General features: G+C 74.0%; 26 protein-coding genes. 8 read left to right on the forward strand and 18 right to left on the reverse strand.

Going from position 1 to position 26,677, the window contains the following annotated elements; all coding sequences use genetic code 11:
* The first annotated feature begins 14 nt into the window (after positions 1-14).
* A complete protein-coding gene (locus tag ABT369_RS32790) occupies positions 15-1,487 on the forward strand; it encodes a hypothetical protein (RefSeq protein ID WP_350617796.1) in 1,473 nt (490 codons plus the stop codon).
* A gap of 76 nt (positions 1,488-1,563) precedes the next feature.
* Here ABT369_RS32790 and ABT369_RS32795 read toward each other — a convergent pair whose 3' ends face one another.
* The 3 genes from ABT369_RS32795 to ABT369_RS32805 form a co-directional block, all read right to left on the reverse strand.
* Entirely contained in the window at positions 1,564-2,100 is a 537-nt protein-coding gene (locus ABT369_RS32795) for a hypothetical protein (RefSeq protein WP_350617797.1), read from the reverse strand.
* A 288-nt stretch (positions 2,101-2,388) separates the two neighbouring features.
* Positions 2,389-2,565 (reverse strand): hypothetical protein, encoded by a 177-nt coding sequence (locus ABT369_RS32800; protein ID WP_350617798.1) that lies wholly within the window; start codon positions 2,563-2,565, stop codon positions 2,389-2,391.
* A gap of 339 nt (positions 2,566-2,904) precedes the next feature.
* On the reverse strand, positions 2,905-3,171 hold the full coding sequence (locus ABT369_RS32805; protein WP_350617799.1) for a hypothetical protein: 267 nt from the start codon (positions 3,169-3,171) through the stop codon (positions 2,905-2,907).
* 665 nt (positions 3,172-3,836) lie between these two features.
* Between ABT369_RS32805 and ABT369_RS32810 the strand changes: the two genes are divergently transcribed.
* Complete coding sequence (locus ABT369_RS32810) at positions 3,837-6,344, forward strand: RHS repeat domain-containing protein (protein ID WP_502891848.1); 2,508 nt, start codon at positions 3,837-3,839, stop codon at positions 6,342-6,344.
* Positions 6,345-6,450: 106 nt separating this feature from the next.
* Here ABT369_RS32810 and ABT369_RS32815 read toward each other — a convergent pair whose 3' ends face one another.
* Both ABT369_RS32815 and ABT369_RS32820 read right to left on the reverse strand, forming a co-directional pair.
* Positions 6,451-7,254, reverse strand: a complete 804-nt coding sequence (locus ABT369_RS32815; RefSeq protein WP_350617800.1) for a hypothetical protein — start codon at positions 7,252-7,254, stop codon at positions 6,451-6,453.
* A gap of 50 nt (positions 7,255-7,304) precedes the next feature.
* Entirely contained in the window at positions 7,305-7,970 is a 666-nt protein-coding gene (locus ABT369_RS32820) for a TetR/AcrR family transcriptional regulator (protein ID WP_350617801.1), read from the reverse strand.
* A gap of 123 nt (positions 7,971-8,093) precedes the next feature.
* Between ABT369_RS32820 and ABT369_RS32825 the strand changes: the two genes are divergently transcribed.
* Complete coding sequence (locus tag ABT369_RS32825; RefSeq protein ID WP_350617802.1) at positions 8,094-9,506, forward strand: NAD(P)/FAD-dependent oxidoreductase; 1,413 nt, start codon at positions 8,094-8,096, stop codon at positions 9,504-9,506.
* Here the strand turns inward: ABT369_RS32825 and ABT369_RS32830 are convergent.
* Positions 9,503-11,401 (reverse strand): putative bifunctional diguanylate cyclase/phosphodiesterase, encoded by a 1,899-nt coding sequence (locus ABT369_RS32830; protein WP_350617803.1) that lies wholly within the window; start codon positions 11,399-11,401, stop codon positions 9,503-9,505. The two genes, ABT369_RS32825 and ABT369_RS32830, sit on opposite strands and share 4 nt — an antisense overlap.
* Before the next feature lie 18 nt (positions 11,402-11,419).
* Positions 11,420-12,100 (reverse strand): YoaK family protein, encoded by a 681-nt coding sequence (locus ABT369_RS32835; protein WP_350617804.1) that lies wholly within the window; start codon positions 12,098-12,100, stop codon positions 11,420-11,422.
* A gap of 283 nt (positions 12,101-12,383) precedes the next feature.
* On the opposite strand from ABT369_RS32835, the gene ABT369_RS32840 reads away from it, so the two are divergent.
* Positions 12,384-13,151: a glucose 1-dehydrogenase gene (locus tag ABT369_RS32840; RefSeq protein WP_350617805.1), complete on the forward strand. Its 768-nt coding sequence runs from the start codon at positions 12,384-12,386 to the stop codon at positions 13,149-13,151.
* A gap of 76 nt (positions 13,152-13,227) precedes the next feature.
* On the opposite strand, the gene ABT369_RS32845 is transcribed toward ABT369_RS32840, so the two are convergent.
* Entirely contained in the window at positions 13,228-13,791 is a 564-nt protein-coding gene (locus ABT369_RS32845; protein WP_350617806.1) for a TetR/AcrR family transcriptional regulator, read from the reverse strand.
* Between the two features lie 9 nt (positions 13,792-13,800).
* Complete coding sequence (locus ABT369_RS32850; protein ID WP_350617807.1) at positions 13,801-14,775, reverse strand: aldo/keto reductase; 975 nt, start codon at positions 14,773-14,775, stop codon at positions 13,801-13,803.
* Positions 14,776-14,884: 109 nt separating this feature from the next.
* Here ABT369_RS32850 and ABT369_RS32855 point away from each other — a divergent pair, with 109 nt between their 5' ends.
* Positions 14,885-15,526 (forward strand): class I SAM-dependent methyltransferase, encoded by a 642-nt coding sequence (locus tag ABT369_RS32855; RefSeq protein WP_350617808.1) that lies wholly within the window; start codon positions 14,885-14,887, stop codon positions 15,524-15,526.
* Here ABT369_RS32855 and ABT369_RS32860 read toward each other — a convergent pair.
* The 6 genes from ABT369_RS32860 to ABT369_RS32885 all read right to left on the reverse strand — a co-directional run bounded on the left by ABT369_RS32860 (position 15,502) and on the right by ABT369_RS32885 (position 19,443).
* Positions 15,502-16,269: a helix-turn-helix domain-containing protein gene (locus ABT369_RS32860; RefSeq protein WP_350617809.1), complete on the reverse strand. Its 768-nt coding sequence runs from the start codon at positions 16,267-16,269 to the stop codon at positions 15,502-15,504. The two genes, ABT369_RS32855 and ABT369_RS32860, sit on opposite strands and share 25 nt — an antisense overlap.
* Positions 16,270-16,301: 32 nt before the next feature.
* Complete coding sequence (locus ABT369_RS32865; RefSeq protein ID WP_350617810.1) at positions 16,302-16,853, reverse strand: hypothetical protein; 552 nt, start codon at positions 16,851-16,853, stop codon at positions 16,302-16,304.
* A gap of 72 nt (positions 16,854-16,925) precedes the next feature.
* On the reverse strand, positions 16,926-17,492 hold the full coding sequence (locus ABT369_RS32870; protein WP_350617811.1) for a YbhB/YbcL family Raf kinase inhibitor-like protein: 567 nt from the start codon (positions 17,490-17,492) through the stop codon (positions 16,926-16,928).
* Between the two features lie 11 nt (positions 17,493-17,503).
* Positions 17,504-17,704: a winged helix DNA-binding protein gene (locus tag ABT369_RS32875; protein ID WP_350617812.1), complete on the reverse strand. Its 201-nt coding sequence runs from the start codon at positions 17,702-17,704 to the stop codon at positions 17,504-17,506.
* Positions 17,686-18,393: a hypothetical protein gene (locus ABT369_RS32880; protein ID WP_350617813.1), complete on the reverse strand. Its 708-nt coding sequence runs from the start codon at positions 18,391-18,393 to the stop codon at positions 17,686-17,688. Before ABT369_RS32880 ends, ABT369_RS32875 begins: the two co-directional genes overlap by 19 nt.
* Before the next feature lie 21 nt (positions 18,394-18,414).
* Positions 18,415-19,443 (reverse strand): DNA glycosylase AlkZ-like family protein, encoded by a 1,029-nt coding sequence (locus ABT369_RS32885; protein ID WP_350617814.1) that lies wholly within the window; start codon positions 19,441-19,443, stop codon positions 18,415-18,417.
* Between the two features lie 22 nt (positions 19,444-19,465).
* On the opposite strand from ABT369_RS32885, the gene ABT369_RS32890 reads away from it, so the two are divergent.
* Together ABT369_RS32890 and ABT369_RS32895 are read left to right on the forward strand one after the other, a co-directional pair.
* Positions 19,466-22,237 carry an AfsR/SARP family transcriptional regulator gene (locus ABT369_RS32890; RefSeq protein WP_350617815.1) on the forward strand — a complete coding sequence of 924 codons (2,772 nt, stop codon included), beginning with the start codon at positions 19,466-19,468 and terminating at the stop codon, positions 22,235-22,237.
* Between the two features lie 160 nt (positions 22,238-22,397).
* Entirely contained in the window at positions 22,398-23,279 is an 882-nt protein-coding gene (locus ABT369_RS32895) for an LLM class flavin-dependent oxidoreductase (RefSeq protein ID WP_350617816.1), read from the forward strand.
* Here ABT369_RS32895 and ABT369_RS32900 read toward each other — a convergent pair.
* Positions 23,245-24,165 (reverse strand): TerC family protein, encoded by a 921-nt coding sequence (locus tag ABT369_RS32900; RefSeq protein ID WP_350617817.1) that lies wholly within the window; start codon positions 24,163-24,165, stop codon positions 23,245-23,247. The genes ABT369_RS32895 and ABT369_RS32900 overlap by 35 nt on opposite strands.
* A 25-nt stretch (positions 24,166-24,190) precedes the next feature.
* Positions 24,191-24,820 (reverse strand): TetR/AcrR family transcriptional regulator, encoded by a 630-nt coding sequence (locus tag ABT369_RS32905; protein ID WP_350617818.1) that lies wholly within the window; start codon positions 24,818-24,820, stop codon positions 24,191-24,193.
* A 59-nt stretch (positions 24,821-24,879) separates the two neighbouring features.
* Between ABT369_RS32905 and ABT369_RS32910 the strand changes: the two genes are divergently transcribed.
* Positions 24,880-26,301, forward strand: coding sequence for a DHA2 family efflux MFS transporter permease subunit (locus tag ABT369_RS32910; RefSeq protein ID WP_350617819.1), 1,422 nt, complete (start codon positions 24,880-24,882; stop codon positions 26,299-26,301).
* Here the strand turns inward: ABT369_RS32910 and ABT369_RS32915 are convergent.
* A complete protein-coding gene (locus ABT369_RS32915) occupies positions 26,275-26,427 on the reverse strand; it encodes a hypothetical protein (RefSeq protein WP_350617820.1) in 153 nt (50 codons plus the stop codon). The genes ABT369_RS32910 and ABT369_RS32915 overlap by 27 nt on opposite strands.
* Between the last annotated feature and the right edge of the window lie 250 nt (positions 26,428-26,677).

Raw genomic sequence — 26,677 nt, forward strand, 5'->3', positions numbered from 1 at the left:
GGAAGGGGCTCGGGATGAAGTCCACAGCCAAGGGGATCGGGATCGGCGCGCTCGTGCTGGCGCTGCTCCCGCTGGCCGCCGCCGACCACGGGTTCGGCCGCCCGGACGCCGGGCACCCGCGGGCCCAGCGCGAAGCCGCCCTGCCCGGCGAGCCTATGCGCTACGACGCGCCCCCGGCGACGAGCACCGGCACGCCCTACGCGGCCAGGGCGCCGCGGTGGCCGGAGGGGGCCGCGACCGTGCGCCTCGGCCGTGACCGCGCCCGGGCCGGGACGCTGCCCGTGTACGTCCGCGCGGTCGGCGCGCTCGCGGCCGGCGACCTGCCGGTCACGGTGCTCGACCGGGCCGCGACCGGGGCCGCAGGCGTCGACGGTGTCGTCGTGCGGCTCGGCGGCGAGGCCGGGTCGACCGTCCACGTCGACGTGGACTACCGCGACTTCGAGGGCGGCTTCGGCGGCGGCGCCGCGTCCTCGCTCGGCATCGTCGAACTGTCCGGGTGTACGCCGCTGACGTCCGCCTGCACCGCGAAGCCCCTGCCCGCGGCCAACGACGTGGCCCATCGCACCGTCGGCGCCGACGTCTCCGCCGCCGCGACCCTGGCCGTGGTCGAGGAGCCCAAGGGCCCCGCGGGCGACTACACCGCGACCCCGCTCAAGGCCAGCTCCACCTGGGAGGCAGGCAACAGCGCCGGGGACTTCACGTGGCAGTACCCGCTGCGGATGCCCCCGGCGCTGAACGGCCCCGCCCCGGAGCTGGGCCTGTCGTACTCCTCCGGCTCCATCGACGGCTCGATGGCCGCCTCGAACAACCAGCCCTCGTGGCTGGGCGAGGGCTTCGAGATGTCCACCGGCGCGATCGAGCGCAAGTACGTGCCCTGCGACAGCGACATGGGCAACGGCGCCAACAACACCACCAAGACCGGCGACCTGTGCTGGAAGACCGACAACGCCGTGCTGCACCTCAACGGCCAGTCCACCGAGCTGCTCAAGGGCGGCGACGGCAGGTGGCACGGCCGGTCCGAGGACGGCGCGCGGATCGAGCTCAATCCGGCACCGAGAAGGCGGTCAACGGCGACCAGGACGGCCAGTGGTGGGTCGTCACCGAGACCGACGGCACCCAGTACTGGTTCGGCCGCAACCAGCTGCCCGGGTGGGCGTCGGGCAAGGCGACCACCAACTCCGTGTGGACCGTCCCCGTCTTCGGCAACAACGCCGACGAGCCGTGCCACGCCGCCACCTTCGCGGCCTCCGCCTGCGACCGGGCCTGGCGCTGGAACCTCGACTACGTCGTGGACCCCAGCGGCAACACGATGTCGTACTGGTACCAGACCGAGAAGAACTCCTACGCGAAGGCCGGCTCCAGCACCACCCTGGCCGGCTACGTGCGCGGCGGCTGGCTGGACCGCATCGACTACGGCACCCGCTCCGACACCGCCTACGGCACCGCCCCGGCGCAGGTCGACCTCGGCGAGGCCGACCGGTGCGTGACCACGAGCTGCGGCACCCACGACGCGACCAACTGGCCGGACACGCCGTGGAAGATGCAGTGCACGGCGAGCCCCTGCTACGTCGGCAGCCCGACGTTCTGGAGCACCAAGCGCCTGGGCACCCTCACGACCAAGGCGGGCGGCAAGCCCGTCGACCAATGGACGTTCAAGCACACGTTCCCGGACCCGGGCGACACCACCCGCGCCGGGCTGTGGCTCGACGGGATCAGCCACACCGGCCTGGCCGGGACCACCGACGGCACCCGGACCGCGGTCACCGTCCCCGACGTGCACTTCGTCGGCGTGCAGAAGCCGAACCGGGTCGACGCGACCGACTTCGCGCCGGCGATGAACTGGTGGCGGATCAGCACCGTGGAGACCGAGGGCGGCGGGACGATCAACGTCACGTACGCCGACGCCGACTGCGTCGCCGGCTCCCGCGTGCCCGACAAGAACGCCCTGTGGAACAACACCCTGCGGTGCTTCCCGGTCTCCTGGACCCCCGACGGCGCGAGCGCGCTCACGCTGGACTTCTTCCACAAGTACGTGGTGAGCAGGGTGACGCAGCAGGACAACGCGCTGCCGTCCGACGAGCGCTCGGTTCCGGCCGTCACCAGCTACGAGTACCCGAACCCGCCCGCCTGGCGCTACACCGACGACGACGGGCTGGTCAACGACAAGACCAAGACCTGGTCGGTGTGGCGCGGCTACGACCTCGTGCGCACGATCACGGGCACCGGCGCCGAGGCCGTGCGCAGCGAGACCACGTACTTCCGCGGCATGGACGGCGACAAGTTCGGCACCGGCACCGCCACCCGCTCGGTGTCGCTGCCCGCGACCGGGGGCGCCCCGGCGGTGCCCGACAGCGACTTCTACGCCGGGATGGTCCGCGAGCAGCGCACCTACCAGGACCTGACCGGCGGCGAGATCGCGGCGACGGTCAGTGTGCCGTGGCGCTCCGACCCGCCGACCGCCACCCGCACCATCGACGGCGTCACGGCCGAGGCCCGCTTCGTGGCCGTGACCCAGCAGCGCGGCCGGACCCTGCTCGACGGCGGGCGCGGCTGGCGCACCACCACCCAGAACACTGTCTTCGACAGCTACGGGATGGCGATCCGGCACGAGGACCTGGGCGACGACGCCGTGACCGACGACCAGAGCTGCACGATCACCGACTACGCCCGCAACGGCACCGCCTGGATCATGGACGGGGTCAGCCGCGAGCGGCACTACGCCGTCGACTGCGCGAAGGCCCAGGGCACCGGGCTCACCGAGGCCGACGTCGTCTCCGACACCTACACGCTCTACGACGGCTGGGCCCGCGGGGCCGCGCCCAGCAAGGGCCTGGTGACCCAGACCGACGAGCTCATCGGCTTCCCGTCGACGTACAAGACCGAGTCCAAGGCGACCTTCGACGCCTACGGCCGCGTGCTCACCGCGACCGACGTGCGCGGCAACACCACGACGACCACGTACACGCCGGCGTCCGGCGGCCCGGTGACCGCGACGTCGGAGGTCACCCAGCAGGGCTGGACGACCACGACGACGTTCGACCCGGCCTGGGGCGAGCAGACGGTCGTGGTGGACCAGAACGGCAAGACGACCCGGCAGACCTTCGACGCGCTCGGCCGCAGCACCGCCGTGTGGCTGCCGAACCGCGGCGCGAGCCAGACGGCGAGCATCACGTTCGCCTACTTCGTGCGCAAGTCCGGCAGCGTCACCATCTCCAACCAGCTCGACAGCAACGGGACCGGCTACCGCAGCAGCGCGGCCTTCCTCGACGGGCAGGGCCGGGCGCGGCAGACCCAGTCGATGGAGGGCACCACGCAGGGCGGGCGCATCGTCACCGACACCTTCTACGACAGCGCCGGGCGGCAGTACAAGCAGAACGGCGCCTACATCGTGGACGGCGGGCTGAGCCTCACCGCCCCGACGCTGGTCAAGCACCTCGACGACGCGCAGGTGCCGGGCCAGACGCTCACCGCCTACGACGGCGCCGGGCGGGTCAAGACCTCCACGTTCCTCGTCAAGAACGTCGAGCAGTGGCACACCAGCACCACCTACGGCGGCGACCGCACCGACGTCGTCCCGCCCGCGGGCACCATGCCGACGTCGACCTACGTCGACGCCCAGGGGCGCACCGTACGGCTGCGGCAGTATCACACGGTGCTCGGCGGGGCCCGACACGACCGACCTGACGTACCGGTACGACCGCAAGAACCACCTCGTCGAGCAGGACGACAACGCCGGCAACGCGTGGACGTACACCTTCGACTTCGCCGGCCACGTCACCAGCAAGACGGACCCGGACAGCGGCGAGAGCTCCAGCACCTACAACGACACCGGCGACATGCTCACCAGCAAGAACGCCGACGGCAAGGTGATGGCGTACGGCTACGACGCCCTGGGCCGCCGCACGAGCAAGCGGGCCGGCAGCGCGACCGGGCCGCTGCTGGCCGAGTGGGCCTACGACTCGATCCCGCTGACCGTCGGCACCCTGACCGTCAAGGGGCAGCAGCTGAGCTCGACCAGCTACTCCGGCGGCGCGGCCTACACCACCCGCATCGACGGCATGAACGACCTCTACCAGCCGACCGGCGAGACGATCAGCATCCCGTCCGGCGAGACGGGGATCTCCGGGCTGTACTCGTACACCTTCGCCTACACCGCAGGCGGCGCGGACCTCGCGACCACGATGCCGGCCGTCGGGGGCCTGCCCAGGGAGAAGCTCACGGTCGGGTACAACACCCTCGGGCAGCTCGACACGCTCAAGACGAACGTGTCCAGCACCGGCGACGACGTCTTCGTGGTCAACGGCACCCAGTACACCCGCTACGGCGAGCTGTCGATGATCGCCCGGCGCAACGGCACCGGGCCGTGGCTGGACACCGCCTACGACTACGAGCTCGGCACCCGCCGGCTCAGCCGGATCCACACCACGAAGGAGACCGGCCCGTCCGAGGTCGCCGACGTCCGGCTCAGCTACGACGCCTCCGGCAACGTGCTGGGGGAGCGGGAGCTGGTCGCCGGCGACAACCAGTGCTTCGGCTACGACTACGCCCGGCGGCTCACCGAGGCGTGGACCCCGGCGAGCGGCGACTGCGCCGCGGCGAGGAGCCAGTCCGCGCTCGGCGGGCCCGCCCCGTACTGGAACTCCTACGCCTACGACGCCGTCGGCAACCGGTCCGCCTCCACCGAGCGCACCGCGAGCACGAGCGTGGCGCGGACGTACGGCTACCCGGCGGCCAGGAGCAGCCAGCCGCACACGCTGCGCTCGATGACCACCGCGGGCGTGGGCACCGCGACCTACACCTACGACAAGAGCGGCGAGACGCTCACCCGGCCGGCCAACGGCACCGGCGGTGCGGCGCAGACCCTCACCTGGAACGCCGACGGCACCCTGGCGAGCAGCACCGACGCGGGCGGCACGGCCACCTACGTCTACGACGCGGCCGGCAACCGGCTCATCAAGCACGAGCCGTCCGGCACGACGCTGAGCCTGCCCGGGCAGGAGCTGCGCTTCGCCGGCGGCCAGGCCACGGCGACGCGCTACCTGACCCACGCCGGCAAGGTCGTCGGCGTGCGGACCACGGCCGGCGGGCTGACCTGGCAGGTCGACGACCAGCAGGGCACGGGCACCATCGAGGTCGGCGCGAGCACCCAGGCGGTCGTGCGGCGGTGGCTCACCCCGTTCGGCTCGGAGCGCGGCGGCCCGGCGGCGTGGGTCACCGACAAGGGGCTCGTGAACGGCACCAGGGACGGCTCGGGCCTGCTGCATCTCGGCGCGCGCGAGTACGACCAGGTGACCGGCCGGTTCGTGAGCCTCGACCCGGTCCTGGACGGCGACGATCCGCAGGCCATGCGGGGGTACAACTACGCCAACGCCTCCCCGGTGACCATGAGCGACCCGGACGGCAAGAAGGCCCGCGGCGACGGCGGCCTGTTCGGGGCCATCGGCCGGATCGTCGCCCGCGTGGTGAAGGCGGTCGTGCACGCCATCCAGTACTACCGGCGGGGCAAGCAGCCGGTATACCAGCACTACATCCCGCCGCGGCGCAAGCCGACCCCGCCCTACCAGCACTACATCCCGCCGCGCAAGCCGCGCGTCTACGGCCCGTTCGTCGTGCACGGCATCCACCTGCCGCAGGGCCCGATCTTCTGCAGCTTCCTGACCTGCAACGACGCGGGGGGCGTGCGGCACGGCGGGAACCCGCGGGCGGTGTGCCGCTCGTTCAACGCGGGCTTCAGCTCACCGGCGGCGTGCGACGAGGGCTTCGACGCGGCCGAGCGGCTCAAGTCCGGCAAGAGCTCGCACGACGCCCAGGTCGCCCGGGGCGCCGACGCCTACGAGAACCACTGCGGTCCCAGGGGCAGCGACGAGTGGTGGTGCACGCGGTACAAGCGGCCGCCGGCCCACGTCAACGTCCTGCCCGAGCACGCCGTCGCGGCCGAGATCGCGCTCTACGCCGGCGAGACCGAGACGACGCCCGGGGACGCGTGGACGTACCGCAAGGAGTCGCACCGCCACCACGGCGAGCTGTACATGTCCGTGAACGTCTGCATCGTGGCCTGCGTCTCGCTGACGATCACCAGCGAGGGCGGGGTGTTCGCCGGCGGCAGCGCGACGATGGTGCCCTCCTACGGCTCCTCGGTCGGGATCGGCTGGAACCCGCAGCCGATGGAGTCGATGCGGGACCAGGGCCTGGCGTACTGCGTCGGCGCCGCGTGGAGCGGCTGCGTCACGGTCGGCTTCGACAGCAAGACCGGCAAGCCGGTGTTCGGCGGCTCGACGTCGCTCGGGCTCGGCGTGAGCGGCGGCGTGACGAGCACCTACGGCCATCAGATCGGCCAGAACTGAGCGGAGACGACCGGCATTCCAGACACCGCGGCCGCCCATGACCCCCCTGGGCGGCCGCGGCCCTTTTCCGCCGCTGCGATCGCGAATCCCGTCCGCCGTGGACGTCCTAGTCGGAGTCGCGGGAGGGGGCCAGGGGCAGGGACGCCAGCTCGTCGACGGTGGCCGGGCGCACGCCGATGCCGGTCGGGGGCTGCCACGGCTGGATCTGGCTCCCGCTCGCGAAGATCTCGAGCTCGTAGCGGCCGTCCACGATCATCCAGCCGTGCGCCGCGGTGCCCGGGGTGATCGCGCAGGTGCCGCATCGCCATATCGCGACGTACAGCCGGGTCGCCCCCTGCATGTCGACCTCGAGGGTCGAGCGCTCGGCGCGCACGGCCGTCACGGTGTAGCCCGGGATGACCGGTAACACGTGCGGGGCCGAGGCGAAGTCGGCCCGGTGCCACCGGTGCTGGGAGGCGTCGTCGTAGACGATCATCAGGGGCGCGGCGATCACGGCGACGATGGCCGCCGGCAGGCGCACCCGGCGTGACGCGCCCGGGGCGAAGGCGGCGCCGGTGGCGCCGTACATGAGCGCGACGACCATCGACCAGCCCAGCCGCTGCTCGGTCGTCGAGCTGAACGGGCCGCTCGTCCCGGTGCCGACCAGCAGCACGACCCACATGACGAACGGCGCGGCGATCAACCACGAGCGCGCCCGCCGCTCGGACGAGGCCAGGACGACGCCGCTGCCCAGCAGGGCGGCGCCGATCGCGATCAGCGGGCCGTAGCCGAGGAACACGAGGATGCCGCCGAGAAAGTCAGACACCATCGGGGTGAGGCCCCAGACCGCCCACACGATCGGCGTGGCCGCGCCGAGACCGACGAGAGCCGAACGCCACCAGGGGCCGGGCGCCGCCAACGCATCGCTCACCGGGTGAGCCTGCCACGCGCCACCGGGTCGCGCGAGGACGGGCGGGATTCCTACACAACATCACCACGGGCGGAGGCTAGGGACTCGACGCGGTCGAGGAGGGCCTGCACGATGCCGTCCAGGACCATGTCGTCGTCGATCTCGGCCAGGTACTCGGCCGCGGCCGCGATGTTCGGGTACCTCGCCGGGGGCAGGGCGCGGTACTCGTGCGACCAGGCGGCCTCGTCGCCCTGGCGGCTCGACTCGTCCAGCGCGGCGTAGGCGCTGGACATCGCGGCGTACGAGAAGATGGTCTCCGAGTAGACGAGGTGCTGGAAGGCCGCCTGCTCGTCCGTCAGGCCCGCCTCGCGCAGGGCGCCCAGCACCGCCTCGACCGTGCGGAACTCGCCCGGGCGGCGGGTCGTGCGCAGGGCCACGATCGGGGCGATCGCCGGATAGTCGACGAACGTGCGCACCGTCTGCCGGGCCAGCCACTCGAGGCGCGGCCGCCATGCGAGATCGCTCGGCAGGGCCTCCACCGTCGCCGCGACGAGCCGGTCCGCGACCTCGAGGACGATCTCGTCCTTGTCGCGGAAGTGGCGATAGATCGCCGTCGGATCGCAGCCGAGCTCCTTGCCGAGGCGGCGGACGGTGAGCGCGTCGGCACCGGCCGTGGCGGCCAGGCGGCTGGCCGCATCGATGATCAGCTCCGGCGTCAGCGCGGCGCGAGTTCGCAAATGGTGCTCCCGAACAGATGGAAAAGCCCGACAGCCAATCTTAGGGCCGAGTCGGAAAGTTCACTGCCAACTGTGTTGTCAACACCGTTGACTACGACGCTGACAACGGTGATGATTGAGCACATGTCCATACCCGTCCATACCGCGCTCGCCGATGTCCAGCTCACCCCGTACTGGCTCGACGACCCCGGTCGGCCGAGCGCGCGGGCCCCGCTGACCGGCGAGCTCTCATGCGACCTGGCCGTGGTCGGCGGCGGCTACAGCGGGCTGTGGACCGCGCTCATCGCGAAGGAGCGCGACCCGGGCCTCGACGTCGTGCTGGTCGAGGGTGACCGGATCGGGCACGCCGCGTCCGGCCGCAACGGCGGGTTCTGCCAGGCGAGCCTCACCCACGGCCTCGGCAACGGGCTGCGGCGCTGGCCGGACGAGCTGGGTGAGCTGGAGCGGCTCGGGGCCGAGAACCTGGCGGCGATCGAGGCGGCGCTCACGCGGTACGACATCCGCTGTGACTTCGAACGGACCGGCGGGCTCGACGTGGCCACCGCGCCCCACCACGTGGCGCAGCTGCGCGGGCACGCCGAGGCGGCCCGCGCGCTCGGTGCCGACGTGGACTTCCTCGACGCGGGGGCCCTGCGCGCGGAGATCGACTCGCCGACGTTCCTCGCGGGCCTCTGGGATCGCGACGGTACCGCCCTGCTGCACCCGGCCCGCCTCGCGTGGGGCCTGGCCGAGGCGTGCGAGCGGCTCGGCGTGCGCGTGTTCGAGGGCACCCGGGTCACCCGCCTCACCCGCGACCGCGCCGGGATCGTGCTGCACACCGACGCGCTCGGCGGCCCCGCCCGGCTGCGGGCCGCGAAGGTGGCGCTCGGCACGAACGTGTTCCCGTCGCTGCTGCGCCGCACGCGCCCCTACGTGGTGCCGGTCTACGACTACGCGCTGGTCACCGAGCCGCTCACGGCCGAGCAGCGCGACGCGATCGGCTGGCACCGCCGGCAGGGCATGTCCGGCGCCGGCCACCAGTTCCACTACTTCCGCCAGACCCGCGACCACCGGATCCTCTGGGGCGGGTACGACGCCGTGTACCACTTCGGCGGCAAGGTCCGGGCCTCCTACGAGCACCGCCCGGCCACCTACAACAAGCTCGCCGCGCAGTTCTTCGAGGCGTTCCCGCAGCTGGACGGGCTGAAGTTCACGCACGCCTGGGGCGGCGCGATCGACACGTGCACGCGGTTCTCGGCGTTCTTCGGCACCGCGCACCGGGGGCGGGTCGCGTACGCGGCCGGGTTCACCGGGCTCGGGGTCGGCGCCACCCGCTTCGGGGCCGAGGTGATGCTCGACCTGCTGGCCGGGGACTCGACCGCGCGCACCCGCACCCGGATGGTGCGCGAGCGGCCGCTGCCGTTCCCGCCCGAGCCGGTGCGCTGGGCCGGGGTGCAGCTGACCCGGCAGGCGATGATCAACGCCGACGCCAACGGCGGGCGGCGTAACCTGTGGCTGCGCGCGATGGACCGGATCGGCTTCGGCTTCGACAGCTAAGCGGCCGCCAGCCGGGGCTTTCCGGCGACTGAGAGCCAGTCGTCGAACGGGACGGGGATGCCGGTGCCGAAGCCCTGCGCGTAGTCGACCCCGATGGCGCGCAGGGCGTCGAGCACCGTCGTGTCCTCGACGAACTCGGCGATCGTGCGCAGGCCCATCTCGTGGCTGATCCGGTGCACGGCCTCGACCATCGCCCGGTCCACCCGGTCCTCGACGATGCCCCGCACGAAGTTGCCGTCGATCTTCACGAAGTCGGCCGGGAACTGCTTGAGGTACGTGAAGCCCGACAGGCCGCTGCCGAAGTCGTCGAGGGCGAAGCGGCAGCCGAGCGCCCGCAGTTCGGCGATGAACGCGACGGCCTGGCCGACGTCGCCGACCGCGACGGTCTCGGTGACCTCGAAGCAGATCGTGCGGGGCGGGACGCGGTGGTGCTCGAGCTGCTCGCGGATGTACGCCAGCAGCGTCGGGTCGCCCAGGGAGCCGCCGGAGAGGTTGATCGAGAACATCTCGTCGGCCGGGGCGCCGTTGCGGTACCGCCGCGCCAGGCGCTTGAGGGTGGCCCCGATGACCCAGCGGTCGATCGCGGTCATGAGGTTGTAGCGCTCGGCCGCGGGCAGGAACACGCCCGGCCCGATCAGCCCGCCGTCGTCGCCGCGCATGCGCACCAGCAGCTCGCCGAAGCTTCCCGCCTCCGGGCCGGAGCCGCCGGCACGGCCGCCGACGGGGACGATCGGCTGGTAGTGCAGGACCAGCGTGTCGTGGGTGATCGCGTTCATGAGCCGCTCGGCCCAGTGCGCCTGGCCGCGCCGGCGGTCGAGGTCACCGTCGCCGGAGGCCACGACCTGGACCCGGTTGCGGCCGCGGTGCTTGGCCGCGTAGCAGGCGGCGTCGGCCGAGCGCACGGCGTCCTGCGGGTCGTCGCCCTCGAGCAGCGCCGCGACGCCGGCACTGACACCGACGGAGAAGACGCGGCCCTCGTACGGGAAGCGGTACCCGGCGACCGCCTTGCGGATGCGCTCGGCCAGCGCCGCGGCGTGCCCGACGGCGCAGTTGCGCAGCAGCATCACGAACTCGTCGCCGCCGACCCGTGCGAGCTCGTCGTTCGGGTGCAGCTCGGCCCGCATCAGGTCGGTGACCTGGCACAGCAGCGTGTCGCCGGCGGCGTGGCCGCAGCTGTCGTTGACGATCTTGAAGCGGTCGAGGTCGAGGAAGATCAGCGCATGGGTACCGGCACCGGCGGTCGCCAGCTGCCGGTCGAACTCGCGCCGGTTCAGCGCCCCGGTCAGCGGGTCGTGCCCGGCCTCGTAGGCCAGCCGGGCCGCGATGCGCCGCTGGGCGTCCTGGGCCCGGTCGGCGAAGCTCCAGTTCACCACGGCCGCGGCCCCCGCGCCGGCGATGAACACGGCGTGGATGATCGCCCAGCGCACCGGGTGGTGCCAGGCGTCGGCGTGGCTGTACACCAGCTGCGGCGCGAGCACGCCCACCACCGCGTGCTCGGCGAGCACGAACCCGGCCGCGATCAGGAACGCCCGCCACTCCTGGTAGAACGTGATGACCACGAGCATGACGAAGAAGTGGAAGTGCATCTCGATCATGCCGTCGCCGAGCTGGACGAGCACCGCCGAGCTGCCCATCACCCCCAGCGTGGCCGCGGCGGCGCGCGCGCCGCGGGAGAACACCCGCTGAGCGGCAGCGGCCAGCGCGATGGCGAGCGGGATGACGGCGAGCGCGGCATCGGTGACCGGGCGGTGCCGCAGCAGGGCGAAGCCGAAGAGCCCGGCGATGTGCACGCCGAGGATCCACAGGATGGCCGTGTGGCGCACGTTCCAGTCGCGCTCGGGCAGCGGGCGGCCGCTCGGCAGCAGCCGCGCGAGCCGGCGCGCCCATCCCATCATGTCCGGCTCATCGTCGCGTCACGGGCGCGGCTGAGCCCCCGACCGCGACGGCCACGCAATCCGCACCTGAATCGCAACCGCCAGGCCCACCGGCACCAGCTGCAGCAGCGGCACCAGCATCGGGGCGTGCCCGGCCAGCAGCGTCGCGGCGCCGGCGCCGGCGATGAGGGCCACCAGGATGCGGGCGCTCTCGGCGACCTGGCGGGGGTGGCGGCCCTGCGCGAGCGCGGCGACCACGCCGGTCAGCGTTCCCGTCATGTACGTGGTCGACAGGCCCGGCACGCCGAAGCGGAGGATGGCGCTGCTCTGGATGCCCAGGGCGATCGCGTCCGCGCCCAGGAGCAGCAGCTGCACGTTGCCGTGCGGGTGCCCGCCGCCGGCCCACCAGCCGGCCGCCACGGCGGCCAGGATCGCAAGCTCCGTCAGCAGGGCCCAGGTCGCCGGCCGCGGCCAGGGCGGGTCGCCGTCGCGGGGCGGCCCGGCGATCCTCGCGCCGAGGTACGCGCCGGCCATGAACAGGACGATGGCCAGGCCGGACCGGGCGGCCAGGGCGGCGTCGGCCTGGGTCGCGGCGATGCCGAGCAGGATCATGTTGCCGGTCATGACGCTGGTGAACGCCCCGCCCAGGGCCACGAAGCCGATCGCGTCGATCGCGCCGCTGTTGAACGCGAGCAGGAGCAGCGCGACGTGCCGCCTCACGATGGCCCCCGATTTTCCCGGCCGGAGCGTGAACCGATCCGGGCACTCGATCCGATGATGTGCCGTCACCGCGCTCGCCGCTCCCTACCGCCGGGCGCGGCGCAGCCCCCGGGCACGCGGCGGCGGCCGGCGTCGGGCGGGCCGGCCCGCTGCGGGGTGAGTTTGCCCGGCCGGAGTCGAGGTAGTCGCGGATCTTCGGCGCGATTGTCCGTGGTTCGACGGCATTCCGCGGCAGCGGGCGTCGGGACAGGGCCGCGCCGCGAACCGAGAGGTCTGCTTGACGATGAACCCCACGTACGATTTCACCGGCCAGGTCGCTTTCGTCACCGGTGCCGCCTCCGGCATGGGTCAGGCGACCGCCCGGGCGTTCGCCGAGGCCGGCGCCGCGGTCGCGCTCGCCGACATCGACGAAGCCGCGCTGCGGGCCGCTACCGGGACGCTCCGCGACGCCGGCCACCAGGTGCTGGGAGTGCCGTGCGACGTTGCCGACGAGGCGAGCGCGGCGGCGGCGATCCGGGCGACGGTCGATCAGTTCGGCCGGCTCGACATGGCGTTCAACAATGCCGGTGTCCAGGTGCCGCCCAGCGACGCCGCCGACGAGCCCGCCGAGGTCTTCGACCGGGTCAATGCCATCAACCTGCGCGGCGTGTGGGCCTGCATGAAGCACGAGCTCGCCCAGATGCGCGACCAGGGCAGCGGGGCCGTCGTCAACTGCTCCTCGCTCGGCGGTCTCGTCGGCCTGCCGGGCCGCGCGGCCTATCACGCGTCCAAGCACGGTGTGCTCGGCCTGACCAGCAGCGCCGCACTCGAGTACGCGCCGCGCGGCATCCGGATCAACGCGGTCTGCCCCGGGACGATCGCCACGCCGATGGTCACCGACATGATCGACAAGGGTGAGCTCGACCTCGCCGAGGCCGTGGCCGACCAGCCCATCAACCGTCTCGGCGAGGCCGAGGAGATCGCCGCCGCCGTGCTGTGGCTGTGCAGCCCCGGCGCCGGCTTCGTCGTCGGCGTCGCCCTGCCCGTCGACGGCGGCTACACCGCCCGCTGAAGCCCGGGCGGGCAACGTCTCGTCGTCACCGACGAGGAGTACAACGCGGTCTGAAGCCGCTCACGGCCGGTGATGGTCAGCGCAGGCCGTTGACGATGAGGGTGCAGACGTCGGCGAAGGCGTCCTCGCGGCGGCTCCACTCGGCGGCCAGGGCCGGGTGGTGGAAGGCGGCGGAGGCCCAGAAGACCGTCCGGGCCGCGGCCGCCGCGTCGGTGCCGGTGAAGTCGCCCGACGCGAAGCCCGCCGCGACCATCGACTCGAGCTGTTCGAGCAGCGCCGCGACGTGTTCGGACGCGACCGCGTTGTGCTCCTCGGCCAGCACGCGGTAGGTCGCGAACAGCTCCGGGTCCGAGCTCGCCAGGGCGCGCTTGGAGGCGAACATCTCCGACAGCCACGCCCGCAGGCGCTCCGGCGGGGCGAGGGCTTCGTCGCCGGCGATCGCGGCCAGGGCGGGCAGCGACCGTCCGACGAAGCGCCGGGTCACCGCCTCGCGCAGGGCCGCCTTCGACGGGAAGTGGCGGTACACCGCGGCGTGGCTGACGCCGAGCGCCCGGGCCACGTCGACGACGGTCGCCTTCGACGGGCCGTGGCGGCGCAGGACGTCCTCGGTGGCCCGCATGATCGTCTCGGCGTCCAGCACGCGAGGACCTTAGCGCTCGCTGTCCAGCATCGCCATGAGCGGCGCGGCGTAGCGGGTGCCGGAGACGGACCCGGGCGGCACCGCGGCCTCGATGGCGTCGAGCTGCGCACCGCCGAGCTCCAGGGCGGCCGCGGCCACGGCGGAGTCGACGCGGGACGGGCGGCTGGCGCCGACGAGGGCCACGATGGAGTCGCCGCGGGACAGCACCCACGCGACGGCCAGCTGCGCGATCGACACGCCGAGGTCACCGGCGATCGGGCGCAGCCGCTCCACCAGGGCCAGGTTCGCGGGCAGGTTCTCGGCGCTGAACCACGGCAGGTGGCCGGTCTCGCCCGAGTCGCCGGAGTACGAGCCGGTCAGCAGCCCGTGGGCGAGCACGCCGTAGGCGGTGACGCCGATGCCGAGCTCGCGGCACGTGTCGAGGATGGCGCGCTCGGGGCCGCGGGCGAAGAGGGAGTACTCGATCTGGACGTCGGCGATCGGGTGCACTGCGTGGGCGCGGCGGATGGTCTCGGCGCCGACCTCGGACAGGCCGATGTGACGGACCCAGCCGGCCTCGATCATCTCGGCGATCGCGCCCACCGTGTCCTCGATCGGCACCGCGGGGTCGAGCCGGGCCGGGCGGTAGATGTCGATGTGGTCGGTCCCGAGGCGCTGCAGCGAGTAGCCGAGCGCGCTCTTGACGTGCACCGGGCGCGCGTCCAGGCCGATGAACCGGCCGGCCGGGTCGCGCAGGCCGCCGAACTTGTCGCTGAGCACCACCCGCTCGCGGTCGCCCGCGCGCAGGGCCCGGCGCAGCAGGTCCTCGTTGTGGCCGTTGCCGTAGAAGTCGGCGGTGTCGATGAGCGCGATCCCCGCGTCGATCGCCGCGCGGATGGTGGCCACGCTCGCGTCGTCGTCCGGCTTGCCCTGGGACATCGGGCCGCAGCCGAGGCCGATCGCCGGCACGAGGGGGCCCTGGGCACCGAGTCGTCGCATCTGCATGGGGCCGACGCTACCCGCGCGGGTTACAGATTTCAAATTTTGTAATCTGAAAGCCAGGCGAGCGATCGGTACAAGACCGGGCGCCGTCCGCCGCGTGAGACTGCGGGGCATGACCGACACCTTCACGCCCGCGCTCGGGCGGCTCGGCCCGATCCGGTACTACGACCGCGTCGTCGCCCTGACCCGCGAACGCCTGTGGCGCGCCCTCGCCGCGGCCCATGCCGCACCCCGGGCCGGCGACGTGATCGTCGACGTCGGCTGCGGCACCGGCACGCTCGCGCTGCTCCTGGCGCGGGTCGAGCCGCGGGCCCGCATCATCGGCGTCGACCCCGATCCCGGCGTGCTCGCGGTGGCGCGGCGCAAGGCCGACGACGCGCGCGTGGACATCGAGTGGCGGCTCGGGCGGGGCGAGTCGATCGGCGAGGGCTCGGCCGACACCGTCGTGTCGAGCCTCGTGCTGCACCAGTGCCCGATGCCGGTGAAGCGGGCCGTCCTCGCGTCCATGGCCGCGGCGCTGCGCCCCGGCGGGCGGGTGGTGATCGCGGACTACGGGCGGCAGCGGACCCGGCTCATGCGGCTCGCGTTCCGCACCGTGCAGCTCGCCGACGGGCGGGCCGACACCCAGCCCAACGCCGACGGGGTCCTGCCCGGGCTGATGACCGGGGCCGGGTTCGCGGACGTCCGCGAGGCCGAGGTGGTGCCCACCGCGACCGGCTCGATCTCCGTCTACGTGGGCCGCCGAACGGGCTGATCGGGCAAGGCCGGCAGCACCGCCGCGGGCGAGCGGGGCCGGCGGGGAGGATCGCGCCGGGCCGGTAGCTCCGCCGGCGGTGTGACGGGCCGGTGGGGCTGAGAGCGCAGGGCCGGGAGCACCGCCGCGGGCGTGAGGCCGATCATCTCGCGCATGCGGCGGGTGAGGTGGGCCTGGTCGGTGAAGCCGGCGGTCGCGGCGGCCTCGGCGAGCGCCTGACCCGCGCGCAGCGCCTCGGCGGCGCGGGCGAGCCCGGCCCAGACCCGCCAGCGCGGCAGCGGCAGGCCGAGCTGGTCGCGGGCCAGGGCGCGCAGGCGCTGCGGGGACAGCCCGACCGCCGCGGCCACCTCCGGCATCGTCCGGGTGCCGTGCCGCAGGAACTCCAGCGCGGCGAGCAGGCGCGGATCGAGCACGGCCGAGGGGCCGAGGTCGGGCCGGCGCAGCGCGGGGAGGTCCTCGGCGGGCGCGATGCCGGGGCCGTACCGCCGCCGCAAATCGGCGGCGAAGGTGCTCTGCGGCTCGATGAACCAGGTGTGCAGCCGCGGCGCGGCGAGCATCCGGTGGCGCACCATCGGCGGGACGACCAGGGCGGCCGCCCGGTGCTCGACCCCGGCCGCGTCCACGAGCGCCACTTCGCCCCGCACCGCGATCGCGATCTGGAAGGCGGCGTGGGCGTGCATCGCGCTGTCGGTGGCCGGGCCGCGGTACCGGGCGTACCCGGCGCCGACCGTGAACCCGCCCACGCCCCGATCCTGCCAGTCCGGCTTTCGCGACGTCAGGGCCCGGTCGTGAGGCCGAACGTGCGGATCTCGCCCATCACGTCCAGGACGACCTCGCCGGCGTCGACGCCGTACGACCACGGCGGCTCCACGGCCGTGGACCACAGCTTCTCGCCGTCGGTCGTCCACGCGGCCAGCTCCAGCTCGGCCGACATCAGGGCCACGCGCCCGTGCCGCCGCCACTGCCAGAAGCCGAGCGCGGCCTCGTCCTGCCACTGCCGCCGCCAGGCGCCGGAGCGCGCCTCGTACGCGAGCAGCCGCGTCCCGGCGCCGAGGAAGACCTGCCGCCGCTTCGGCACCAGCAGCACGCCGGGCGGGAAGCCGGGCCCGGCGGGGGAGTACCGCTGCGTGACCACGAGCCCGGGCCAGTCGTGCGTGCCGTCCCCGACCGCGGCGAAGGCGAACCCGTCCGCGTCGTCGCCGGGGAAGTCCTCGACGAGCTCGGCGTGGCGGCGGTACAGCCCCAGCATCGCCGGCGGTGCGGCCGCCACCGCCACGCGCAGGTCCCCGGACACGATCTCGACCAGTCCCTCGGATGCGGCGCTCACCGCCAGATCATGCCTGGTCGGGGCGCCCGGCGACGGCTGGTGAGAGCTGATCCACACCGCCGGCTCCGGCGGTCAGGACGTCCGCGTGCCCATGAGCGTTCCGGAGGCCAGGACGTGTCCCGCGACCGCCTGCGGCAGCTGCTTGACGCCGGCGACCTTCGTGAGGTCGATGCCGGTGTCGAGGGCGTAGAGGTGGAAGCGGTAGCGGTGCGGGCCGTGGCCGGGCAGCGGCCGGGGTCCGACGTACTTGGCGCGGCCGAGGTGCCTGAGGAACCGCACGGCCGGGCTGTCCGGTGTCAGGGCCCCCTCGGCCAGGCCGTCTCCGGCCGGTGCGAAGGCGGCGACGGTGTGAATGCCGGGGGCGGCGGTCGGGGTGTCGAGGTCCTCGAACACGAGGAGGAGCTCCGCCGTTCCCGCGGGCAGGGCGTCCCAGGCGAGGGCGGGCGAGATGTCGGGGCCGATGAACGGCCCGCAGTGCTTGGCCGGAATGGTCTCGCCGTCGCGGAAGCTGGGCGAGGTGAGCGCGATGCGGTGGCCGGTCGCGAGCTCGGGGGCGTTGGCGATGCTCCGGGCCTCGTCCGGCCGCCGGTTGCGCAGCGCCCGGCCGAGGGGAAGGAGAAGGACTTCGACGGGGTGCATGGTGCTCCTGTTCACGAGTCGGCGATGCGCAGCAGGAGCGCGGCGACCCGGGCGATGTCGTCGCGTTCGGCGTCGGTGAGCTCGGCGAGCCGGCTGTTCAGCCAGTCCCGGCGGTGCTGCCGCGAGGCCGTGACCGCGGCCCGGCCCTGGTCGGTCAGGGCGAACAGGACCTTGCGCCGGTCCTGCGTGCCGACTAGGAGGCCGCCGCGCACCAGTCGACGAGCACCAGGCCTTCCGGGGGCGTGATCGGGGCCAGGGCGGTCAGGCCGAGCACCGTGACACGGTCGTGCTCGACGGTGCCGTAGCACACGGCGTCGCCGAAGCCGAGCGCGAACGAGCCCGCGACCAGGCCCGGGGAGTCGCGGAAGCGGACGCCGGCGAACTCGTGGTCCGGCCGCCCCAGCTGCGCGCGCACCCGGGCCCAGGGCGGCGGGTCGGCGATCGGGCCGATCTCGCGCACGTGGATGCGGTCGAAGCCGGCGCCGCGGCGGTGGTCGGCGAGGATCTGCCGGATCGCGGCCCACTCGGCGTCGATCGCCGGCCGCTGGCGGTGGGAGAGGAACTCGACTTGGCGCCAGTCGTCCTCGTGCAGCACCAGGACGTTCCCGGGCGCGGCCGCGTCGCTCAGGGCCGGCAGGGCGTCGGCGATGGTCGGCAGCGAGAACAGGATGTCCTGCGGCGCCATCGCCTGGACGCGCCGCAGCGTGAGGACCATGCCGCCCGCCGCGACCGCCTCGGCGCGGGTGGCCGGCTCGGTCCGCTCGACGAGCCACGAATCGGCGCCGAGCTGCAGCGTCGTCTGTGCCGCGAAGCTCTCGGGCAGCTGCTGCGCGGGCAGCTCACTGCGGGCGAACGCGGCCCCGCTGCCGGCATCGACGAACGTCACGAGCACCGTGGCCATGGCCGTGACTGTACCGTTCGCTCAGGCCAGGTCGAGCCGCAGCCACTCCGCGAGGTCCGCGATCTCGGCCCGCACGGCGGCGGCGAGGCGCTTGGGGAACGGCTCGTCCTCGTGCACCGCGTCCACCCGCAGCACTCCGGCGCGGTGGTCGGCGGCCGCGTCGAGCTTGCCGACCAGCCGGTCGCCGTGCAGGATCGGCAGCGCCCAATAGCCGAAGCGGCGCTTCGCGGCCGGCTTGAACATCTCCAGCTGGTAGTCGAACTCGAACAGCTCGGTCATGCGCTTGCGGTCGTAGACCAGGCGGTCCAGGGGCGAGAGCAGGGCGGTACGGCCGGAGAACCGGGAATCCAGGAACGCCGGGTCCACGCGCCACTCGCCCCTGACCCCTTCGACGACGGCCGGCTCGCCCGCCGATCCGCCGCGGGCGATGCCCAGCGAGCGCAGCCGGCGCACGTCGCGCTCGTGCCGCGCCTGCTCCAGCGGCGGCGCCTCCGCGTCCGGGTACACCCGTTCCGCGAGGTCGTAGAGGCGCGGCCCGGCCACGGCCACCTCGCCGCGCTGGATGAGCGCGTCCAGCATCCGGTTCACGTTGCGGTTGTTGTTCCAGCCGGACGAGCGCCACCGCACGACGCAGGTGTCCGGCAGCTCGCGCGCCTGCAACGGGCCGTCGGCGCGCAGCCGGGCCAGGATGTCGAGCCGGCAGCCGGTGTTCGCCTCCACCCAGACGCTCAGCCCCTCCTGCCAGTCGTGCACCGGCCAGGCGTCCATCTCCGCGCGGAACAGCGCGACGTCCTCGGGCGCCAGGATCATGCCCTGCAGCTCGATGAGCGCCTGCTCCTCGAGCGCGTCGCGGAGCCGCTGCGGGTCGTAGGACGAGCCGAGGCGGCTCCACAGCACGAGGTCGGCGCTGCGGGCGACGTACGATGCCGGGTCGTTCTGCAGCTCCCACAGGGCGCGCACGGTATCGAAGAGTCCGGTGGGACGCTCGGCCCCGAGCAGCTGGGCGCGCACCGCGAGGCGGCGGGCGTCGGCGCGGGAGAGCGTTATCACGGGCCTACGTTACGGTAGCCACGTGGAGATCCGCCTGCTCGGCCCGATCGCGCTCACGGCCGAGGGGCGGGCGATCGACCCCGGTCAGCCCCGGCAGCGGGCACTGCTCGCGGCCCTGCTCGTCGACGCCGGCCGGGTGGTGCCCGCCGACACGCTGGTCGAGCGGGTCTGGGGCGACCGGCCGCCGGCGCGGGCCCGGCACGCGATCCAGGTGTACGTCTCCCAGCTGCGCCGCCTGCCCGTGCCGATCGGGCACCGGGCCGGCGGGTACGTCGCCGAGGTCGCCCCCGATGCCGTGGACCTGCACCGCTTCGCCGAGCTGACCCGCGCCGGCCGGCCCGGCGAGGCGCTCGCGCTGTGGCGCGGCCAGCCGCTCGAGGACGTGGCGGGGGAGTGGGCCGACTCGGTGCGCGCGGCCTGGCACCGCCGCCGCGTCGACGCCGCCGTCGCCTGGGCGCGCACCGGCGCCGACCTGGACGCCCTGGGCGCGCTCGCGGCCGAGTACCCGCTGGTCGAGCCGCTCGCCGCGGCGCTGCTGCGGTCCCTGCACGCCGCGGGGCGGGGCGCGGAGGCGCTGGCCCACTACGGGGTCGTGCGGGACCGCCTCGCCGACGAGCTCGGGGTGGACCCGGGACCAGAGCTGCAGGAGGTGTACCGCCGGCTGCTCCTGCCCACGCAGCAGCCCGCCCAGCTGCCCGCCGACGCGCGCCGGTTCGCCGGACGGGCCGACGTCCTCGCGCGGCTGGACGCGCTCGCGGCGGAGGACGGCGCCGTCGTCGCGCTCTCCGGCACCGCGGGCGTGGGCAAGACGACCCTCGCCGTGCACTGGGCGCACCGCGTCCGCGCCCGGTTCCCGGACGGGCAGCTGTACGTCAACCTCCGCGGCTTCCACCCCAGCGGCGCTCCGCTGCCGGCCGAGGCCGCGCTCGACGGCTTCCTGACCGCGCTGGGCGTGCCGGCCGGTCGCGTGCCCGCCGGCCTCGACGCGCAGTCGGCGCTCTACCGCACCCTGCTCGCCGACCGCAGCATGCTCGTCCTGCTCGACAACGCCCGCGACGCCGAGCACGTGCGCCCGCTGCTGCCCAGCTCGCCGGGGTGCCTCGCGATCGTCACCAGCCGCCACGGCCTCGCCGGGCTCGTCGCCGTCGACGGGGCCGACCTCGTGCACCTCGACCCGCTCGACGCCGCCGAGGGCCGGGCGCTGCTGGCCCGCCGGCTCGGCGCCGACCGGGTCGAGCGCGAGCGCGCCGCGGCCGACGTGATCGTGCGCCGCTGCGCCGGGCTGCCGCTCGCGCTGGCGGTCGTCGCGGCGCGGGCGGCCCGGTCCTCGCTGGCGGATCTCGCGGTGTCGCTCGGCGCCGAGGGGCTGGACGCGCTCACCGTCGGCGAGCCGACCGCGGACGTGCGCAGCGTGTTCCGGTGGTCGTACGACCGGCTCGGCCCGGCCGCCGCCCGGCTGTTCCGGCTGCTCGGGCTCAACCCCGGGGCCGACATCGGCGCGGGCGCCGCCACGGCGCTGGCCGACCACTCGGCCGCGGCCGCGCTGCGGGAGCTCGTCGCGGCGAACCTGCTCGCGGAGGCGGTGCCGGGCCGGTACACCTTCCACGACCTCCTGCAGGCCTTCGCCGCCGAGCTCGTGCCCGCCGACGAGCGCGACCCGGCCCTGGACCGCCTGTTCGGCCACTACGTCGAGGGCGCCCGCACCGCGACCGCGGAGCTGTTCGGCGCCGGCCGCGCCTGGCTCGATCTCGAACGCGCGAACCTCGTGGCGGTGGCCGCCGCGGGGCGCCCCGGGCCGGCGACCGCTCTGGCCGGGCTGCTGCAGCGGTACCTCGACCGCGACCACGCCGCCGACGCGCTCATCGTGCACACGGCGGCCCGGGACGCGGCCCGGGCCGCGGGCGACATCGCCGCCGAGGCCGCGGCGCTGGACAACGTCGGCGTGGCGCGCCGCCGGGCCGGGGAGTTCGAGGAGGCGGAGCGGCATCATCGGGAGGCGCTGCGGCTGTACCGCGCCGCCGGCGACCGCCGCGGCGAGGGCTGGGCGCAGAGCCGCCTCGGCGTCGTGGTGTGGCGGCTCGGCGACTACCTGGCCGCGCGGGAGCACCACCAGGCCGCGCTGGACCTGTTCCGCGAGACGGGCGACCGCTACGGCGAGGCGGTCCAGCTCACCTACTTCGGCGTCGGGCACCGCATGGCCGGGGAGCTCGACGCGTCGGTCGCGGCCCACCTGGCCGCCCTGGACCTCATGCGCGCCGAGGGCGACCCGAGCGGCGAGGCCGACGTGCTGAACAACCTCGGCATCAGCCACCAGCGGCTCGGCCGGCCCGACGAGTCCCTCGACTGCCACGAGCAGGCGTTGCGGCTGTACCGTTCGGTCGGCGAACGAGCCGGCGAGGCCGACGCGCTCAACAACCTGGGCCTGGCCATGCGCGAGCTCGGACGGTTCGCCGAGGCCGTCGAGCACCACCGCCGCGCCCTCGCCGTGTGCCGCGCCATCGGCGAGCAGCCCCTGAGCATCGAGGTGCTCAACGGCCTGGGCGCCGCGGCCCGGGCCGCCGGCGACCCCGACACGGCCCGGGCGAGCCACGCCGAGGCCCTGGACCTTGCCCGCGGCCTCGGTGACCGGCACGAGCAAGCCGTCGCGCACGACGGCCTGGCCGCGCTGTCCTCGGCCGCGGGCGACCGCGACCAGGCCGTGCGCCACTGGCGGCACGCCCTGGCCATCTATAAGGACCTCGCACTGCCCGACGCCGAGCGAGTCGCCGCCGCCGTGCAGAACCTGACTTCCTGAACCGGCGTATGGGTTACGCCGGTTCCCCCGTTGCCGACGATCATCGCCGCCTGCCCCTAAGGCCCGCTCAAGAAACGCTCAATGCCGGGCTTGGCAACCGGAACCCGGTTCCGTATGGTTAACGGAACCGGGTTCCGTATGTTGTCGAGGGAGGCCGCCCGTGGTGAGCTTCGGGATCATGACCGCGCCCATGCAGGTCGGGTACGCGGACATCGTGCGCGTCTGGCGGGAGGCCGACGCGGTGGAGCAGATCGAGCACGCCTGGCTGTTCGACCACCTCATGCCGATCGGGGGCGATCCCGCCGGGCCGATCTTCGAGGGCTGGACGCTGCTGTCGGCGCTCGCCGCCCAGACCGGCCGGCTGCGCCTCGGGCTGCTCGTCACCAGCAACCGGTTCCGGCCGCCCGCGATGCTCGCGAAGATCGCCGCCACCGTCGACGTCGTGGCCGGCGGGCGGCTCGACTTCGGCATCGGGGTCGGGTCGCGGCCCGGCCATCCGCTCGCGCGGCGCGAGTACGACGGCAACGGGCTGCCGTACCTCGACGCCGCCGACGCCACCGAGCGGCTCGACGAGGCCTGCACGGTCATCCGGCGCCTGTGGACCGAGGACGAGCCGTTCGACTTCGCCGGGCGGCACGTCGCGCTCACGGGCGCGTTCGGCAACCCCAAGCCCGTGCAGCGGCCGCATCCGCCGATCCTCGTCGGCGGCCGGGCGAAGGCGACGCTGCGGCAGGTCGCCCGGCACGCCGACATCTGGAACATCCCCGGCGGCGACCTCGACGACTGCGTGCGGCGCAGCGCGATGCTCGACGGGTACTGCGCCGAGATCGGCCGCGACCCGGCCGAGATCACGCGCTCGATGCACCTGTCCGTCGAGTCCTACGAGCGGCCCGAGCCCACCCGCGAGGCGATCGCGGCGGCCGTCGCGGCCGGGTTCGGGCACATCATCCTCGGCCTGCCCGCGCCCTACCCGACCGGCGTGGCCCGGTGGGTCGCCGACGAGCTCGTCACCGGCTCGACCGCGCGTCCCGCCGCGACTTGATCAGCGAGGCGACCGTGGTGACGGTCAGCGTGCCGATGATGACGCCGAGGGAGAGCGGGATGCCGATGTGCGGCGCCCACCGCACCGGGTGGCCGCCGTTGACGAACGGCAGGGAGTTGTCCGCGAGCGCCTCGAGGAACAGCTTCACGCCGATGAAGCCCAGGACCACGGCCAGGCCCAGCGACAGGTAGACGAGGCGGTCGAGGAGGCCGCCGATCAGGAAGTACAGCTGCCGCAGCCCCATCAGCGCGAACACGTTGGCGGTGAAGACCAGGTAGGGCTCGGCGGTGAGCCCGAACACGGCCGGGATGGAGTCGAGCGCGAAGATCAGGTCGGTCGTGCCGATCGCGATGAGCACCACGACGGACGGCCCGATGAGCCGGCGCGACCAGCGCACCAGCGGGTTCTCCTGGAACTCCTCGTCGTCGGGCTCGCCCTGGGTGGCCATCTTCACCGCGGTGTAGACCAGGAACAGGCTGAAGATGTAGAAGACCCACGAGAAGCGGCTGATCGCGGCCGCCCCGGCGGCGATGAACGCGCCGCGCAGCACGAGCGCGAGCACGATGCCGACCATGAGCACCCGCTGCTGCTGCGCCCGCGGCACCCGGAACCGGCCGAGGATGATCACGAAGACGATGAGGTTGTCGGCCGACAGGCTGTACTCCGTCAGCCAGCCCGCGTAGAACGCCCCGCCCGCGTCGCGGCCCCACATCGACAGCACGAACAGCCCGAAGAGCAGGGCGAGCAGGATATAGACGCTGACCCAGGCGGCGGACTCGCGCATCGACGGCTCATGGGGCCGCCGGCCGACGATGGCGAGATCGATCAGCAGCATCACGCCCACGCCGGCCAGCGTCGCGGCCCAGACCCAGGCGGAGACGGTCACGACCGACCACCTTACAGCGCGGGGTCTATCGAGGACGGTAAGCCTTCAGGAACACCTCGACGCCGCCGGTGGCGAGGCGCTCGATCTCGGCGTCGTCGAGCATGACGGTCCCGTACCACGAGTGGTTGTGCACCCGCCCGGTCACCAGCACGCCGAGGAACTCCGCGGCCTCCATCGGGTCGGCGACGTCGAGCAGCCCGCGCGCCGCCAGGTCGGCGAGCCGGTCGGCCAGCGCCCGCTGCGTGCCCCCGGTGGCGCCGCCGCGCTCCAGCAGCTGCGGGAAGTGCGCGGCCTCGGCGATCATGAGCCGGAGCAGGGCCGAACGCTGCGGCGAACGGGCGACCTCGGTCGCGAACGCGCGCCCGAACGCGACGAGCGCCCCCTCGAGGTCCTCCGCGGTGCCGACGGTGTCGTCGAGCAGCCGCTCGAACGCGGCCGTCTGCTGCTCGACGGTCTCGCGCACCGTGGCGAGGAACAGCTGCTCCTTGTCGCCGTAGTAGTCGTAGATCGTGCGCTTGGAGACCCCGGCGGTCGCGGCGATGGCATCGACGCTGGCGCGCGCGTATCCCTCGCGCACGAACACCTCGAGCGCGGCCCTGACGATCGCGGCGCGCTTCGCCGGCGACCCCTGACGCAGCTCGGTCCCGGTCGCCATCGCCCCACTATACGGGGCGTCCCTTGATCAAGCGGTGCACTACACCGTACAGTGTAGTTGTGATCGAGGAACGTGAAGTGCTCAAGCTCAGTGCCGTCGTCGTCGCCGGAACCATCACCGCGATGCTCGACATGACGATGGTGGCGGTCGCGCTGGCCGGGCTGAGCCGGGCCTTCGACGTGCCGGTGGCGACGGTGCAGTGGGTCAACACGGCGTACCTGCTGACCATCGCCATGGTCATCCCGCTGACCGGCCGGCTGGCCGAGCGCTACGGCACCCGGGTGATGTGGCTGTGGGCCCTGGCCGTGTTCATCGCGGGCTCGGCCCTGTGCGGCACCGCCTGGAACGCCGGCTCGTTGATCGCCTTCCGCGCCCTGCAGGGGGTGGGCGGCGGCATGATCGTCCCGCTGGGCCTGATGATCCTGGCGACGGCCGCGGGCGAGTCGCGGCGCGGCCGCGTGATGGCCGTCGCCGCGGTGCCGGCCCAGCTCGCGCCCATCGCCGGGCCCCTGCTCGGCGGCCTGATCGTCGACGGCGCCGGCTGGCGCTGGATCTTCTTCCTCAACGTGCCGGTGGGCCTGGTCGCGCTGCTGCTGTCGTACCGCACCATCCCGGCCGCCCCGCCCGCTGCGGCCGGGGTCCAGGGAGTCAAGCGGCGCCTGGACCTGCCGGGCGTGGCGCTGCTCTGCCCGGGCCTGGCCCTGGTCGTCTACGCCCTCTCGCGGACCGGCGACGCGGCATCCCCGGTCGCCTGGTGGCCGCCCCTGGCGATCGGCGCGGCGCTCTTGGTGGCCTTCGCGCTGCACGCCCGCCGCGCCGCGATGCGCACGGCCGCCGCGGCGCCGCTGCTCGATCTCCGCCTGTTCCGGCACCGCCCGCTGGCGGCGGCGACCACGCTCAACTTCATCTCCCGCCTGTCCATCTTCGGCGCCCTGATGCTGATCCCCCTTTACCACCAGCAGGTCGCCGGGCACTCCGCGCTCGAGGCCGGCCTCCTGCTCGCCCCGCAGAGCCTCGGCACGATGCTGGCCCTGCCGCAGGTCGGCCGCCTCACCGACCGCCTCGGCGCCCGCCCCGTGGTGCTGGCCGGCATCGCGGTGAGCACCGCCGGCGCGCTCGTCTACACGCGGCTCGCCGCCGACCCGGGCCCGCTGCTGCTGGCCGTCGCGCTCCTCGTCTGGGGCGCCGGTATCGCGGCGGTGGCCGTGCCGGTGTCGGCCGCCGCGTACCAGGGCCTGGAGCCGTCCGCCATCCCCGCCGCGACCAGCGCCATCACCATGGTGCAGACCGTCGGCGCGTCGGTGGGGGCCGCGGTGCTGGCCGCGATCCTGCAGCACCTGCTCGCCCGGCACCCGGGGGCACCGGCGGCCGCGTACGCCGGGACGTTCTGGTGGGTGCTGGCCTTCACCGCCCTGACCGTGGTCCCGGCCCTGCTCCTCCCGCTGCGCCCTCCCTCAGCCGCTCGGGCGGAGCTCGGCTGAGAGGGTCTCGGCCAGCCGGTCCGCGGTCTCCCGCACGCCCTTGGCGTAGCCGATGAACAGCTTGTTCGCCAGCGGCACCGCCCACGCGGCGCGGGTCGCGACGTTGAACACCCGGTAGGTCAGCACGGTGCCGGTCGGGCCGGGGGAGACCGCGATCTCCCCGCGACCATCAGCACCCGCGGCAGGCCGTCGCGGGCGGCCGAGTCCAGCGCGGCCCGGGCCGCGACCGCGCGCGCGTCGAGCCGGTGGCGCCGGTCCCGCAGCGCGTCGAGGACCTCCGCCGGCGGCAGGCAGCCGAAGTAGTTCAGCGCCGGCCCGAGGAGCGCGGGGTCGGTGCCGGGCTCGCGGCCGCCATGTCCCGATCGGCCTTGCGAAG

Origin of the sequence: Dactylosporangium sp. NPDC000244 (genome assembly GCF_040300725.1) — a bacterium.
Taxonomy (GTDB): Bacteria; Actinomycetota; Actinomycetes; order Mycobacteriales; family Micromonosporaceae; genus Dactylosporangium.

Coding starts and splice junctions, on each gene's coding strand:
- ABT369_RS32790 (WP_350617796.1), top strand. CDS start 15: ATGAAGTCCACAGCCAAGGGGATCGGGATCGGCGCGCTCGTGCTGGCG.
- ABT369_RS32810 (WP_502891848.1), top strand. CDS start 3,837: ATGCTCACCAGCAAGAACGCCGACGGCAAGGTGATGGCGTACGGCTAC.
- ABT369_RS32825 (WP_350617802.1), top strand. CDS start 8,094: ATGTCCATACCCGTCCATACCGCGCTCGCCGATGTCCAGCTCACCCCG.
- ABT369_RS32830 (WP_350617803.1), bottom strand. CDS start 11,401: ATGATGGGATGGGCGCGCCGGCTCGCGCGGCTGCTGCCGAGCGGCCGC.
- ABT369_RS32840 (WP_350617805.1), top strand. CDS start 12,384: ATGAACCCCACGTACGATTTCACCGGCCAGGTCGCTTTCGTCACCGGT.
- ABT369_RS32850 (WP_350617807.1), bottom strand. CDS start 14,775: ATGCAGATGCGACGACTCGGTGCCCAGGGCCCCCTCGTGCCGGCGATC.
- ABT369_RS32855 (WP_350617808.1), top strand. CDS start 14,885: ATGACCGACACCTTCACGCCCGCGCTCGGGCGGCTCGGCCCGATCCGG.
- ABT369_RS32870 (WP_350617811.1), bottom strand. CDS start 17,492: ATGCACCCCGTCGAAGTCCTTCTCCTTCCCCTCGGCCGGGCGCTGCGC.
- ABT369_RS32880 (WP_350617813.1), bottom strand. CDS start 18,393: ATGGCCACGGTGCTCGTGACGTTCGTCGATGCCGGCAGCGGGGCCGCG.
- ABT369_RS32905 (WP_350617818.1), bottom strand. CDS start 24,820: ATGGCGACCGGGACCGAGCTGCGTCAGGGGTCGCCGGCGAAGCGCGCC.